This is a genomic window from Pseudomonas sp. BBP2017 (assembly GCF_003024385.1).
Taxonomy (GTDB): Bacteria; Pseudomonadota; Gammaproteobacteria; order Pseudomonadales; family Pseudomonadaceae; genus Aquipseudomonas.
The window spans coordinates 21267-34563 of the sequence record NZ_PVZN01000012.1; the positions used below are offsets into that span (position 1 = coordinate 21267).

12 protein-coding genes and 1 tRNA gene are annotated in these 13297 nt (G+C 61.0%); 7 read left to right on the top strand and 6 right to left on the bottom strand.

Annotated elements, in window-relative coordinates:
* Positions 1 to 106 precede the first annotated feature (106 nt).
* On the bottom strand, positions 107 to 547 hold the full coding sequence (locus C6382_RS15510; protein ID WP_107025290.1) for a hypothetical protein: 441 nt from the start codon (positions 545 to 547) through the stop codon (positions 107 to 109).
* A gap of 79 nt (positions 548 to 626) precedes the next feature.
* A complete protein-coding gene (gene ppk2 / locus C6382_RS15515; RefSeq protein ID WP_107025291.1) occupies positions 627 to 1667 on the bottom strand; it encodes a polyphosphate kinase 2 in 1041 nt (346 codons plus the stop codon).
* 322 nt (positions 1668 to 1989) lie between these two features.
* Between ppk2 and C6382_RS15520 the strand changes: the two genes are divergently transcribed.
* From C6382_RS15520 to C6382_RS15530, 3 genes are read left to right on the top strand one after another with little or no spacing between them, the layout of a single operon-like run.
* Entirely contained in the window at positions 1990 to 3282 is a 1293-nt protein-coding gene (locus C6382_RS15520; protein ID WP_107025292.1) for an LssY C-terminal domain-containing protein, read from the top strand.
* The gene (locus tag C6382_RS15525; protein ID WP_218276275.1) at positions 3279 to 4559 is read left to right on the top strand and encodes an LssY C-terminal domain-containing protein; all 1281 of its coding nucleotides are present in this window, start codon (positions 3279 to 3281) and stop codon (positions 4557 to 4559) included. The genes C6382_RS15520 and C6382_RS15525 overlap by 4 nt, the downstream gene beginning before the upstream one ends.
* Positions 4546 to 5664, top strand: coding sequence for a hypothetical protein (locus C6382_RS15530; protein WP_218276276.1), 1119 nt, complete (start codon positions 4546 to 4548; stop codon positions 5662 to 5664). The genes C6382_RS15525 and C6382_RS15530 overlap by 14 nt, the downstream gene beginning before the upstream one ends.
* A gap of 159 nt (positions 5665 to 5823) precedes the next feature.
* Here C6382_RS15530 and C6382_RS15535 read toward each other — a convergent pair.
* The 4 genes from C6382_RS15535 to C6382_RS15550 form a co-directional block, all read right to left on the bottom strand.
* Positions 5824 to 5899, bottom strand: a tRNA-Phe gene (locus C6382_RS15535).
* A 91-nt stretch (positions 5900 to 5990) separates the two neighbouring features.
* Complete coding sequence (locus C6382_RS15540; protein ID WP_038605754.1) at positions 5991 to 6263, bottom strand: oxidative damage protection protein; 273 nt, start codon at positions 6261 to 6263, stop codon at positions 5991 to 5993.
* Positions 6260 to 7327 carry an A/G-specific adenine glycosylase gene (mutY, locus tag C6382_RS15545; RefSeq protein WP_107025294.1) on the bottom strand — a complete coding sequence of 356 codons (1068 nt, stop codon included), beginning with the start codon at positions 7325 to 7327 and terminating at the stop codon, positions 6260 to 6262. Before mutY ends, C6382_RS15540 begins: the two co-directional genes overlap by 4 nt.
* Entirely contained in the window at positions 7324 to 9576 is a 2253-nt protein-coding gene (locus tag C6382_RS15550; RefSeq protein WP_107025295.1) for an AsmA family protein, read from the bottom strand. The genes mutY and C6382_RS15550 overlap by 4 nt, the downstream gene beginning before the upstream one ends.
* A gap of 380 nt (positions 9577 to 9956) precedes the next feature.
* Here C6382_RS15550 and C6382_RS15555 point away from each other — a divergent pair, with 380 nt between their 5' ends.
* The 4 genes from C6382_RS15555 (at position 9957) to C6382_RS15570 (ending at position 13272) form a co-directional block, all read left to right on the top strand.
* Positions 9957 to 11618, top strand: coding sequence for an OFA family MFS transporter (locus C6382_RS15555; protein WP_107025296.1), 1662 nt, complete (start codon positions 9957 to 9959; stop codon positions 11616 to 11618).
* Between the two features lie 162 nt (positions 11619 to 11780).
* Positions 11781 to 12374, top strand: a complete 594-nt coding sequence (hisB, locus tag C6382_RS15560) for an imidazoleglycerol-phosphate dehydratase HisB (RefSeq protein WP_028942262.1) — start codon at positions 11781 to 11783, stop codon at positions 12372 to 12374.
* A complete protein-coding gene (gene hisH, locus C6382_RS15565; protein ID WP_107025297.1) occupies positions 12374 to 13012 on the top strand; it encodes an imidazole glycerol phosphate synthase subunit HisH in 639 nt (212 codons plus the stop codon). Before hisB ends, hisH begins: the two co-directional genes overlap by 1 nt.
* Positions 13012 to 13272: a DUF2164 domain-containing protein gene (locus tag C6382_RS15570; RefSeq protein ID WP_107025298.1), complete on the top strand. Its 261-nt coding sequence runs from the start codon at positions 13012 to 13014 to the stop codon at positions 13270 to 13272. The genes hisH and C6382_RS15570 overlap by 1 nt, the downstream gene beginning before the upstream one ends.
* Positions 13273 to 13297 lie beyond the last annotated feature (25 nt).

The following is a 13297-nucleotide window of genomic DNA, read 5'->3' on the forward strand; positions in this document are numbered from 1 at the left end:
TGAAAAGGCCGCGATCAGCAAAGATCGCGGCCTTTTTTATTGCTGTTGGCTTCATCGCGGGGCAAGCCCGCTCCCGCCGGTAGGAGCGGGCTTGCCCCGCGATGACTCAGCCGAACATCTTCTGTTGCTGCTTGGCCACCGCCTCAGATGCCGAGATGTAGGCTTCCTGGAACTCGTCGCTTTCCAGCCAGGCCATGGTGGTGGCTTCGTCAGCTCCGTCCAGCCATTTGCGGTAGGCGGTGAAGACCATGACGATGTAGTCGGTGGCGTGTTCTTCCTTGTGGCCTTTGAGTACCAGGGCCAGCAGGGGATCGACCAGGAACACCGAAATCAAGGCCACCAGGCCGCCTTCTTGGGCTTGCTTCATTTTTTCGAACAGGGCGGTGTAGCTGCCCGAATTCATGGCTTTGTCGAAGACCTGCTCGACGCTGGCGCTGGAGCTTTCGCCGGAGCTTTTGACCGCCTGGCCGCTGCGCACCATACGGTTCTCGCGAGCCTTGGTGGCGGCGCGCTTGGCGCGTTTCTGCTGTTTGCTGTTGGAGGCCATCGGTAAATCCTGAGTCGTAAAATTTTGCGTATTGAAGCCTAGTTGGCAAAGAAACCCAAGTGCCGCCGACGGCCCTCGCTCAGGCGGACTGTGCCAGCTCGCCGCGGTCTTCCTCGACAAGTACCCGCGCCGCACGCTCAACCAGCAGCGGATCGGGCTGGTGGGCCACACCCAGGTCCTTGCCCGGGTAGTCGAGCGAATGCAGGAAGTGGCGGATGCAGTTGATCCGTGCGCGCTTCTTGTCGTCGGACTTGATCACCGTCCAGGGCGCATCGGCCGTGTCGGTATGGAAGAACATCGCCTCTTTGGCGGCGGTGTACTCATCCCACTTGTCCAGCGACTTGATGTCGATGGGGGACAGTTTCCAGTGCTTGAGCGGGTCGTCGCGGCGTGAGATGAAGCGGCGCAGCTGTTCTTCGCGGTTGACCGAGAACCAGTATTTGAACAGCAGGATGCCGCTGTTGCAGAGCATGCGCTCAAGGTCAGGCGCCTGGCGCATGAACTCCAGGTACTGCAGTGGCGAGCAGAAATCCATGACCCGTTCGACGCCGGCACGGTTGTACCAGGAGCGGTCGAAGAAGACCATTTCCCCAGCGGTGGGCAGGTGCTGGATGTAGCGCTGAAAGTACCACTGGCCCTTTTCCTGCTCGGAGGGCTTCTCCAGAGCGACGATGCGCGCGCCGCGCGGGTTCAGGTGCTCCATGAAGCGTTTGATGGTGCCGCCCTTGCCTGCCGCGTCACGGCCTTCGAACAGCACGACGATGCGCTGGCCGGTTTCCTTGGCCCAGCTTTGCACCTTGAGCAGCTCGATCTGCAGCTCGTGCTTGGCCTTTTCGTACTCCGCACGGCGCATGCGGGTGCGGTAAGGGTAGCTGGCGGGCAGCTTTGCAGTGGTGCTGTCTTCGTTCGAGCCGCGTGGCGCCGAGGCGACTTTCAGTGCCGCTGGCTGCTGGCTGATGGCGCTGATTTCACCGTCGGCGGTAACCGAAGCCGGCTTGCGGGTGGCGCGTGGGCGCCGAGTGCGGGTGGTGCCGGGCTTGGGTAGTGGGGGCTGGCTGGAGCTCGCGGGCGTTTCTGGGGCTGGCAAGGGCAGTGGCAGGGCAGTGGATTCTTCGCTCATTGGGGGCCTTTCGGTTTTTTCGAATGTCCTCAAGGCAGCATATGGCGGCGGGGTGCGGGGCATACTGACTGTGATCAACAGTCTTCGGCTTGTTCTGGTTAGCCGTGGCGCCGACGGCGACGTATCACCTGCAGAGGCCGAAGCGGCCTGCTATCAATAGTTCGACTAGTCTGCCATGGCGGCGTGATACCAAAAAGCCTCCGGAATCCCCGGGGCGGTTCATAATGAAAAGCTGCGACGTAGAAACTAATGTTCGTAGTAGCCACGGAGTATGTAGGCAGGGCCGCGAAGATTGGTAAAGCTCAGTTGATGAGGTTACGCGATGCAACGCATGGTGAGACACGTTCTCGCAGCAACGGCCATCGCAGCCGCGCTCGCTGGCTGCGCCTCCCAGCCTCCGCCAACGACGAGCCTTGACTACAAGAGCCGCGCGGTGACGCGCAGCGAGGGTGGCTTGCGCGTGTCGACCGCCGTACTGTCGGCCGCAGAAAGCGAGGCGGTCTACGGCGTGCCTCTGGCGAATACATCGATACAGCCAGTCTGGGTCGAAGTAAAAAATCAGGAAGACCGCGCCTACTATCTGCTTTCGCCGGGCCTCGATCCAAATTTCTTCCCTGCATCCGAGGCGGCTGAAGCATTTTTCTCGGACGTCCCGCAGGACGAGCGGACGGCGCTCGACCGGCACTTTCGGCGGCTGGCCTTCCGCAACCCTGTCCCACCGGGCGCGACAACCTCGGGCTTCGTGTTGACCAATCTCGACGAGGGTTTCAAGTTCGTTCACCTCGATCTGGTCGCAGACGGGCGGGCGAGGAATTTCTCTGTCCTGACCATCGTGCCGGGCCTGCGCACCGATTACCACATCAGCGAAGTGTTCAGGCAGGGCATCTATCCGCCTGAAGAAATTGTGAACTACACGGATGACGCCAGTTTCCAGGCGGCGCTGGAGGCGCTGCCGTGCTGCGTCACCAACGAGAAGGGGTCCAGGAACGGCGATCCGCTGAACCTGGTAATCGTCGGCGGCCTCGATGATGCCTTCCCCGCATTCGCGCGTCGCGGCTGGCGTGGAACCGAGGAAAAGTGGTCGGGGTCGATCATGAAAATGGTCAATTCGGCGCTTGCCGGCGAGCGCTATCCCTATGCGCCGGTGAGCGATCTCTATCTGTTCGGACGAGCCCAGGACCTTGCCTTGCAAAAGGCGCGTGACAACGTCCACCAGCGCAATCACCTGAGGCTGTGGTTGAGTCCGATGCAATATCACGGCAAGAAGGTGTGGGTCGGCCAAATCAGCCGTGATATCGGCAGCCGGTTAACCGTGCATTCTGCGACGCTGACGACGCACAAGATCGACCCTGACGTCGACGAAGCGCGGAGTGCGCTGACACAGGATATGGCGTATTCGGTGACGCTGGCCAAGTTCGGATTCGTGAAGGGCGTGGGGGTCTCGCCCAAGAGTGCGCCGCGCGAAAACCTGACCACCGATCCTTACTATACGGATGGGCTGCGCTGTGTCCTGGTATTCGATCCCATGCACACCTCCCTGGCGGGAATCGAGTTCTTCCTGTCGAAAGGAATCTACGAGAATGGCGGACAATCACCGGGGCGGGTCAAGCCATGAGTCGCTCGCCGTTGGCGTCGCGCGCCAGGGTGACGCTGCGGTGTGCAATGCGCTGCTTGTGCGCTATGGGGTGTGCAGCGATTCTTGCGCTCGCCGTTGCTTGTGCGACCTGGCAGGCGCCTGCCGATTTCAGTACTTCCGGGTTGCGTGAACGTGCGCAGACGGCCACCAAGCACGAGGTGCGCATCAGCGCCGCCGTGCTCAGTGCCGAAGACAGGCAGCGCATGCTGGGTGTGGAGTTGGACAAGACGCGTGTGCAGCCCGTGTGGGTCGAAGTCCAGAACCAGACTGCCGATCCACTCTTATTGCTGCAGCCGGGAACCGATCCCGACTATTTCTCGCCACTCGAAGTCGCCTGGTCCGTGCACAGGACATTATCCCCGGCAGCGAACGCGCGCATCGATGCACACTTCGACCAACTGGGGTTCAAGAATCCCGTCCTGCCAGGCGAAACGAAAGCGGGCGTGCTGTTCATCAACCCGGAGCGCGTTACGCGGCTGCTGAATATCGATCTGCTGCAAAGAAAGACGCTGATCCCGTTCTCCCTCTTCTTGCGGGTGCCGGACGATGCCGGGGAGAAATGGTTTGCCGAAGGCTTGTTCCAGCATCACGGTTCCGAGTTCAAGGACTATGACGATCTGGCCGCGCTGCGTTCCGCGTTGGAGCGCCTTCCCTGCTGCGCCACTGACGCGAACGGCAGGGCGCACGGCGATCCGGTCAATGCGATTCTCGTCGGCGAGTTCGCCGATATCGCCGCCGCATTTGTACGTCGCAACTATCGGCGCGCCGTGCACCCCGCGGATGCGGCCGAACGTGTGTTCGGGCGCATGCCTGATGCCGTGGTTCGCAAGCAATCGCAAGCCGGAGCGCCGGCGACCTGGGTGCGTGTGTGGCTCACGCCAATGCGCTTCGAAGGTCGCTCCGTCTATCTCGCCCAGGTCGGGAGGCCGATCGGCGGACGCTTTGCACCGCGCGACTCGGAAAACCTCGTGTTGCATGAGGATGTCGATGAGGCGAGAAATTTCCTGATTCAGGACATGATGTATTCGGCCGGTCTGGACAAGCTCGGGTTCGTCACCGGCGTCGGTCCCGCGTCCCAGGCTCAACCGCGAACGACGTTCAGCGGCGCCCATTACTTCAGCGACGGTCTGCGTGCGGTCATGTTCTTTGCGCCGCGGCCACTCAGTCTGTCGGAGGTGGAGATGCTCGATTGGGAAGCGTATCTGGACCGGCGCGAATTGCCTGCACGGGAGGAGGTCGACGATGCCCGCAGGTGACCTGTTCGGCGCCTACACATTATTGTGCCGCGGTGGCATGGTATGGCTGATGATCGCTGGCTGCCATGCACTCACCGCCTGCACACCTGCGCCGCTGGTCGCTTACTCGACGGATACACCGCCGCTTGTGTTGGTCCCTGCGTCGCAGGCCGGCGTGCAGGACCAGCGGGCGCGCTTTCGCGAGATTTTCTGTTCGATTCTCGACACGCGAGGAAGCGACCTGCCCGATAGCCGGCCTTGCGAGGAGGCACTGACGCGCGTCGGTAGCGAACCTGGCGGCACCGGCAAACCCGTCGATCTCGGGCAATCGAAACGCCGTCTGGTCGGCGCTATGGTAGCCGGCGTCGGTTACGAATGCTTCGAGCAATGGCTGCAAGCGCCCGGCAGCGTAGCGATTCATCTGCGCCAGTTCGGATATGACCTGGTGAAGATCAAGGTCGACGCCTTATCGAGCTCCGCAAACAATGCTAGGCAAATACGCGACGCAATTATGGCGATGCCAACCGAAGCCGGACCGCCGCGCCTCGTCCTGATCGGTTATTCGAAAGGCGCGCCCGACATTCTCGAAGCGATGGTCGCTTACCCGGAAATCCGCGGCCGCGTGGCGGCAGTGATCAGTGCCGCCGGCGCGGTCGGCGGCTCGGCACTGGCCAACGATGCCGAGCAGTACCAGGCGGATCTGTTGCGGCACTTTCCCGGTGCGACCTGCGATTCGGGCGACGGTGGCGCGATCAACAGCCTGCGACCCGCAACGCGCAAGCGCTGGCTGGCGCAGAATCGGTTGCCGTCCGAACTGAACTACTATTCGCTCGTTACCTTCCCGCAGCTTGATCACATCTCGTTCGCGCTGAAATCGAGTTACAACAAGCTGGCGCGCATTGATGCCCGCAACGACAGCCAAGTGCTCTTCTACGATCAGGTTGTGCCTGGCAGCACCCTGATGGGCTATATCAACGCTGATCATTGGGCATTGGCAGTGCCGATCGCCCGAACCCATTCGACCATCGCTTCACTATTGGTGACACAGAATGCCTATCCGCGCGAGGCGCTGGCGGAGGCGATGCTGCGCTTCGTCGAAGAGGATTTGGCGGCATCTTCGCGCTGATCCGCGCCCGCACATATCGGCAGCTGGAAGCGTCGGGTTCTTCGCTTCGCTAAGAGCGCGGGCAGGGCGAAGGCGTTCAGAAATGGTCCAGCGACCATTAAATCGCAGGCAATAAAAAACCCCAAGGACACATTGTTCCTTGGGGTTTCTCGGTATTAGTGGTGCCCAGAGACGGAATCGAACCGCCGACACGGGGATTTTCAATCCCCTGCTCTACCGACTGAGCTATCTGGGCAACGGGGCGCATTAAAAGGCTTTTTCAGGTTTGCGTCAACGACTTTTTGAAATTTTTTTAAATTAATTCCGTCGCTTACGTTTTTCGGGGGTTATTCGGCGGGTGGAACGTAGCCTTCGGCCTTTTCGAATTCCTGGCCGGAGAAAAACTTGTCCATCTCGCCCTGGAGGAATTTGCGGTCCTCGGCGTTCATCATGTTCAGGCGCTTCTCGTTGATCAGCATGGTCTGTTCCTTCTGCCAATCGGCCCAGGCCTTCTGCGAGATGTGCTCGTAGATATCCTGGCCCTTGGCGCCCGGGTAGGGTGGACGCTCCAGACCTGGCAGCTGTTCTTTGTATTTACGGCACATTACGGTGCGGGTCATCTCGACTCTCCTGCAATCAAAACGTCGGCCGCGCGTTTCAGCAGTTTTTTCACCGGGGCGGCAAGGCCCAGGCGCGGCGGGGTGGCGAGGTTATACCAGAGCCAGTCGGCCTCGGCCACGTGGGCCTGGGTGTCATCGACCCGGACCAGCCAGGGTTCGATGGCCAGCTGGAAATGGCTGAAAGTGTGGGTCAGGCCGTCCAGCGCCTGGTTAGAGGCAAGGCTCAGGCCGTGCTGGTCAGCCAGATCGTCGAGCTGCTCCAGGTTGTCCAGCTCCGGCAGGCTCCACAAACCGCCCCAGAGCCCCGTGGAAGGGCGTCGGTAAAGCAGGATGGCGCCGTCGCGGTTGGCCAGCAGCGGCATCAGGGTGCGCCGCTGTGGCAGCTCTTTGCGTGGCTTGGGGATCGGGTAGCGGATTTCCTGGCCGAGCATGTGTGCTTCGCAGCCGAGCTTGAGCGGGCACAGCAGGCAACTGGGTTTGCTGCGGGTGCACAAGGTGGCGCCAAGGTCCATCATCGCCTGGGTGTAATGATTGACCCGGCTGTACGGGGTGTAGCGCTCGGCATTGGCCCACAGTGCCTTGGCCACCTTCGGTTCGCCCGGATAGCCTTCCTGTGCGGTGTAGCGAGCCAGAACGCGTTTGACGTTGCCATCGAGAATCGGCGCGCGCAGACCCATGCTGATACTGGCGATGGCGCCAGCGGTGGACAGGCCGATGCCAGGCAGCTCGGTAAGCTTTTCGACATCGTGAGGGAATTCGCCGCCGTACTGCTCAACGACGATCTTCGCGGTCTTTTGCAGGTTGCGCGCCCGGGTGTAGTAACCCAGGCCCGTCCACAGGTGCAGCACTTCATCCTCAGGGGCTTGAGCCAGGGCCTGCACCGTCGGCAAGGCCTCCATGAAACGGCTGAAGTAGTTCAGCACAGTGCTGACCTGGGTCTGCTGCAGCATGATCTCCGACACCCACACCCGATAAGGCGTGATGCCCTGTTGCCAGGGCAGGTCATGCCGGCCGTTACGGTCGTACCACTCCAGTACGGCGCTGGAAAACTGCTCAGGGCTCATCGCTTGAACAACCCCTTGAGTGCATCCTTGAGTTCCGGGCTTACCTTGTCACCGAGCTTCTCGTCGATCTTGTCGCTGAGCTTTTCGCTGGCTTTGTCGCCTGCCAGCTTGGCGGCGACTTTGCCCAGCGCATCTTTGTCCAGGCGGCAGGCTTTGGCGCCCAGCTCAAGCGGGCCACGGCAGCGCAATGGCAGTTCGAGGCCGACATAGCGCTCGCCGACCTGGCAGGCCGGATCAGGCATGTCGCGTTTATCGCCTTCGACGATCACGCCCAGCCGGTAGTCCATGCCCAGCACACGCAGGTCGAGGTCGCCATGGCCGTTGACGGTCAGGCCGGGAATACGCGCCTTGAGGTCAGGGTTGCTGGCCACGCCGTTACGCAGCACCAGGCTGCCTTTGAGTTCCTGGAAAGGGGTGTCCTTGCCGCGTGGTTCGCTGCTCAGGGTCTTGCGGTTGAGGGTAGCGATGGCCTGGCAGAGCTGTTGTTCAAGGTTGGCGTTGACCAGGATGCCGTCGTTGATGACAAAGCTGGCGTTGCCATTGAGGGTATCGATCAGTGCCTTCTGGCTGTTACCGGTGGCGGTCAGGTCGCTGCTCAGGGTCAGCAGGCCCTTGACCGGCGGGGTTTCGGTCTGGCTCTTGATGAAGTGCTCGACCGGCACCCGGTTGACCTTGGTGGTGAGGCCCATTTGCGGTACCGCCGGGCGTACATCCAGGGTGCCTTTGCTTTCGAAATCGCCGTTGTAGAGGCCGCCGCGCAGGCTTTGCAGGGTGATCAGGCCGCCTTGGCCCTGAGTCTTGAGGTGGGCGTTCTCGATCGGCAGCTTTTCCAGGGTCAGCAGGCCGAAGCTCAGGTCAGCCTGCAGGTCGAGCAGGCGCAGGCGATCGACCGGCAACAGCTTGTCGTTGCTCCAGGCCACCTGGGTCGGGGCGTCGGGCAGCGGTGTGTTGCCGGCACTGGCCAGGGCACTTTGTTCCTTGCTCTTGACCTCGGCCTGGCGCGCCGCAGTGGCGCTGGCTGCCGCTTCGCTCTTGGCTGGCATATAGCGGTCGGCGTCGAACTTGTCGGCCTTCAACTGGATGCGCAGGGCCTGTTTGGCGAAGTCTTCGACCGCCAGACGACCGCTGAAGGTGCTGCCATCGAGTTTTACCGCCAGGTCTTCCAGGGCCAGGCTGTTGGGGCTGCCTTGCAGGCGGCTGACCATCTCGAAGCTGTTCAGTGCGCTGGCGTCAGTGGTGGCCGGCAGCGCAATGCCAATGCTGTCGAGGAAGGTGCGCAGGTTGAGCTGGGCGATCGACAGGCCACCGGTCAGTTGCGGGGTTTTGTCCAGGTCACGCACGTTCAGCTCGCCAAGGGCGCGCAACTGGTTGGCGGAGAGTTTCAGGCCGTTCCATTCGGCGACGTTGGCTGCCAGGTCGACCAGCAACTGGCCCTGGGCAGCGAAGGTCAGGGTCTTGCCTTGCAGGGGTTCGCCTGAGGCTTCGCCGCTGAGCTTCATGTCTTCGAACTGGTAGCGCTTGAGGCTGCGGTCGAAACGCAGCTCACCGTTGAGTTCCGTACGTGCTTTGAGTACCGGTTGGCCAACGCTGACAAACGCGGTCATTTTCAGCGGGATGTTCACCCCTTCGTGTACCGCCCCGGTGCTCAGCTGGATGCTTTCGGCACTAAAGCTCTGACCGCTGCGTGCATCGCTGTACTGAACCCGGGCGTTGTTCACGGTCAGGCTGTCGATATCCAGCTTGACTGGACGCTGGTTGACGTCGCTGTTGCTCTCGGCTTTGGCCGTGGCGTCAGCGCCAGGTGCAGGGGCTGCGCCCTCGGCAGGAGCCGTTGCGGCGGCTGGCAGCGGTTTGCCGATGTCTTCCCAGTTACCGTGGCCGTGCTCGTCGCGGCTCAGGCTGAGGTTCAAACCTTCGACGCGTACGTCGCTCATCTGCACTTCGCGGCGCAACAACGGCAGGACGCGCACTGACAGACCGAGCATCTGCAGGTCGGCAAACGGCACTTTCGGGTTGTTCAGGGTGGCGATGCTGGCTTCATGCAGCTCCAGCCCCAGCCAGGGGAACAGGCTCCAGCCGATGTCGCCATTGAGCGTCAGCTCGACGTGGGCTTTGTCGCGTGCAAGCTGGCGAATCTCGTCTTTGTAGTCGTTGGGATCGAAGAGGTGGGTCAGGGCAAAGCCCAGAGCCACAATGATCAGCAACAGCCCGAGAAGCACCAGCCCCAGGATTTTGCCGAACGCTTTCATGGGCGAGTCCTTGTAGTTCGATTCTAAAATTTAGCCGCAGAGTATAGCGCTGCGCTTGGTATCGCTGGAGATGCTCAAGGATTACTACGGATTTCTCCTACAGCATTTGTGGATCCTGCGCAGCGTGCTGGCCAGGTTTGCTCAGGATTTCGACAATCATGGGCATGGCAGTTCCTTGCATGCAGCAATCAGTTGCTGAACAAAAGACGATATCAGTTTGCTTTCAACGGCAGAGGCTGATGCTACTCTTGCGCCGCTCACCGGCCCTGTTGCGGCGATTTGTCGCGTTTTTCAGGGCAATTGCGCCAAAAAACGATCAGTTGCCTCAGGGCCAAGGTCGTGAGCCGTGAGCTGACCATCTCGACGAAGGGAACACAATAATGAACAGCAGTATCACGGCAGGCACGCTAACCAGCAGCCCTGGTTTCCTGTCCAAAGAGCGGATTATCGCCATGCCCGGTTTCAATCGCTGGCTGGTGCCACCGGCGGCATTGGCTATCCATCTGTGCATTGGCATGGCCTATGGCTTTTCGGTGTTCTGGTTGCCATTGTCGCAAGCGATCGGTATCACCGCGCCGCTCGCTTGTGCGCCGGATATGAGCTTCTTCGCCCGCCTGTTCAGCACTGAATGCGACTGGCAGATCTCGATGCTCAGCTGGATCTATACCCTATTCTTCGTGTTTCTCGGCTGTTCTGCAGCCGTTTGGGGTGGCTGGCTGGAGCACGCCGGGCCACGCAAAGCCGGGGTGGTTTCGGCGTTGTGCTGGTGTGGTGGCCTGCTGATCTCGGCGTTCGGTATCTATAGCCACCAGCTCTGGCTGATGTGGCTGGGCTCAGGGGTCATCGGTGGTATTGGCCTGGGCCTGGGCTATATCTCTCCGGTTTCGACCCTGATCAAGTGGTTCCCGGACAAGCGTGGCATGGCCACCGGTATGGCGATCATGGGCTTTGGCGGCGGCGCCATGGTCGGCGCGCCGCTGGCGGCAGCGCTGATGAACCACTTTGCCAGCCCTGAAGGCGTAGGCGTCTGGCAGAGCTTCGTGGTGATGGCGGTGATTTACTTCGTGTTCATGATCGGCGGTGCCTTGGCTTATCGAGTGCCACCGACCGGCTGGAAGCCCGAGGGCTGGACTGCGCCGTTGAAGAAAGCCAGCAATGCGATGATCACCCATCGCCACGTACATGTCAGCGTTGCATGGAAAACTCCGCAGTTTGCATTGATCTGGCTGGTACTGTGCCTGAACGTGTCGGCAGGCATTGGCATTCTGGGTATGGCCTCGCCACTGTTGCAGGAGGTTTTCGCTGGCAAATTGCTAGGGAACGACCTGAGCTTCAGCGAACTCAACACTGCCCAATTGGCACAGATCGCTGCGATCGCTGCAGGGTTTACCGGACTGTTGAGCCTGTTCAACATCGGTGGGCGGTTTTTCTGGGCCTCGTTCTCCGACTACATCGGGCGCAAGAACACCTATTTCGCCTTCTTCGCCTTGGGTGTGGCGCTCTATGCGCTGGTGCCGAACATGGGCCACCTGGGCAATATCGCCCTGTTTGTGGCGGCGTTCTGCATCATCCTGTCGATGTACGGCGGCGGCTTCGCTACCGTGCCGGCCTATCTGGCCGACCTGTTCGGCACGCAGATGGTCGGTGCCATTCATGGTCGTCTGTTGACCGCCTGGGCCGCTGCTGGCGTGCTCGGGCCGGTACTGATCACCTACCTGCGTGAGTACCAGCTGGCGCTGGGCGTGGAGCGTGCGGCGGTTTACGACATCACCCTGTACATCCTGGCCGGCCTGCTGGTGCTCGGGTTTGTCTGCAACGCGCTGGTGCGCCCGGTGGCCGACAAGTACTTCATGACCGACGCGCAGCTGGCGGCCGAACAGGCGCTGAGCCATGACCAGGGCAATGGCAATGCCCGGGTGTTGGAGTGGCATGCGGCGCCGGGCAGCCAGCCGTTGGTGGTCGCCGCCTGGTTGCTGGTGGGTATTCCGCTGGCCTGGGGGATCTGGGTGACGTTGCAGAAGACAGCCGTGCTGTTCAACTAGGACTGCTTCGCATTCCATCGCCTGTAGGAGCCGGCCTTGCCGGCGATGGGCCGCATAGCGGCCCCAATAAATCCCCTGCCATGCGTCATCTTCGTTTCAAGCCACGCGCTTCTAGGCCTATAATGATCACCTTTTTCGCCCAATGATTTTGCGGAGCTGGTGATGGTCGAACGTAAGGCTTCCGTCGAGCGCAATACTCTGGAAACCCAGATCAAGGCCTCGATCAACCTGGATGGCAGCGGCAAGGCCCGATTTGATATCGGTGTGCCTTTCCTTGAACACATGCTCGACCAAATCGCCCGACATGGGCTGATTGATCTCGACATCGAGTGCAAGGGCGACCTGCATATCGACGATCACCATACCGTCGAAGACGTCGGTATCACCCTCGGCCAGGCCTTTAACCAGGCCATCGGCGACAAGAAGGGCATCCGTCGCTATGGCCATGCCTATGTGCCGCTGGATGAAGCCTTGTCGCGTGTGGTCATCGACTTCTCCGGTCGTCCTGGCCTGCAGATGCACGTGCCCTACACCCGCGCCTCGGTGGGCGGCTTCGATGTCGACCTGTTCCAGGAGTTCTTCCAGGGCTTCGTCAACCACGCCAACGTCACCCTGCACATCGACAACCTGCGTGGGCACAACACCCACCACCAGATCGAAACGGTGTTCAAGGCGTTCGGTCGTGCGCTGCGCATGGCTATCGAGCTGGATGAGCGCATGGCCGGGCAGATGCCATCGACCAAGGGTTGCCTGTAATGCAGACAGTTGCCGTTATCGACTATGGCATGGGCAACCTGCACTCGGTGGCCAAGGCCCTGGAGCATGTCGGCGCCGGCAAGGTGCTGATCACCAGCGATGCTGCGGTAATCCGCGAGGCTGACCGTGTGGTGTTCCCGGGTGTCGGCGCGATTCGCGACTGCATGGCCGAAATTCGCCGCCTGGGCTTCGACAGCCTGGTGCGTGAGGTCAGCCAGGACCGTCCGTTCCTCGGCATTTGCGTTGGTATGCAGGCGTTGCTCGATCACAGTGAAGAGAACGACGGAGTCGACTGCATTGGCCTGTTCCCGGGCAATGTGCGCTTTTTCGGTAAAGACCTGCACGAAGATGGCGAGCACCTGAAGGTACCGCACATGGGCTGGAACGAAGTCTCCCAGTCCATCGACCATCCGCTGTGGCACAACATCCCTGATCTGGCGCGTTTCTATTTCGTCCACAGCTACTACATCGCTGCGGCCAAGGCCATTCAGGTGGTGGGTCGTGGCCACTATGGCGTCGACTTCGCTGCTGCGCTGGCCGAAGGTTCACGCTTTGCCGTGCAGTTCCACCCGGAGAAGAGCCATACCCATGGCCTGCAGCTGCTGCAGAACTTCGCCGCCTGGGACGGACGCTGGTAATGAGCAAGTCCAGGACCAAGGCACCGATCCTCACCCTCGCAGCGGAGCAGGAACGCGAGGCGCTGGATGTCCTCAAGCGCTTTCTCGAAGACCGTTTCGAGTTGCAGTTGGGGTCGTTTGAGGTGGCCGAGGTGCTGGAGCTGTTCACCAAAGAGATTGCCCCGCACTACTACAACAGGGCGATTTTCGATGTGCAGAACCACCTCAAGGAACGGTTCGAAAGCATTGAAAGCGACCTGTGGGCGCTCGAGAAGAACTGACTTCCCGAGCATCACTGTTTACCGA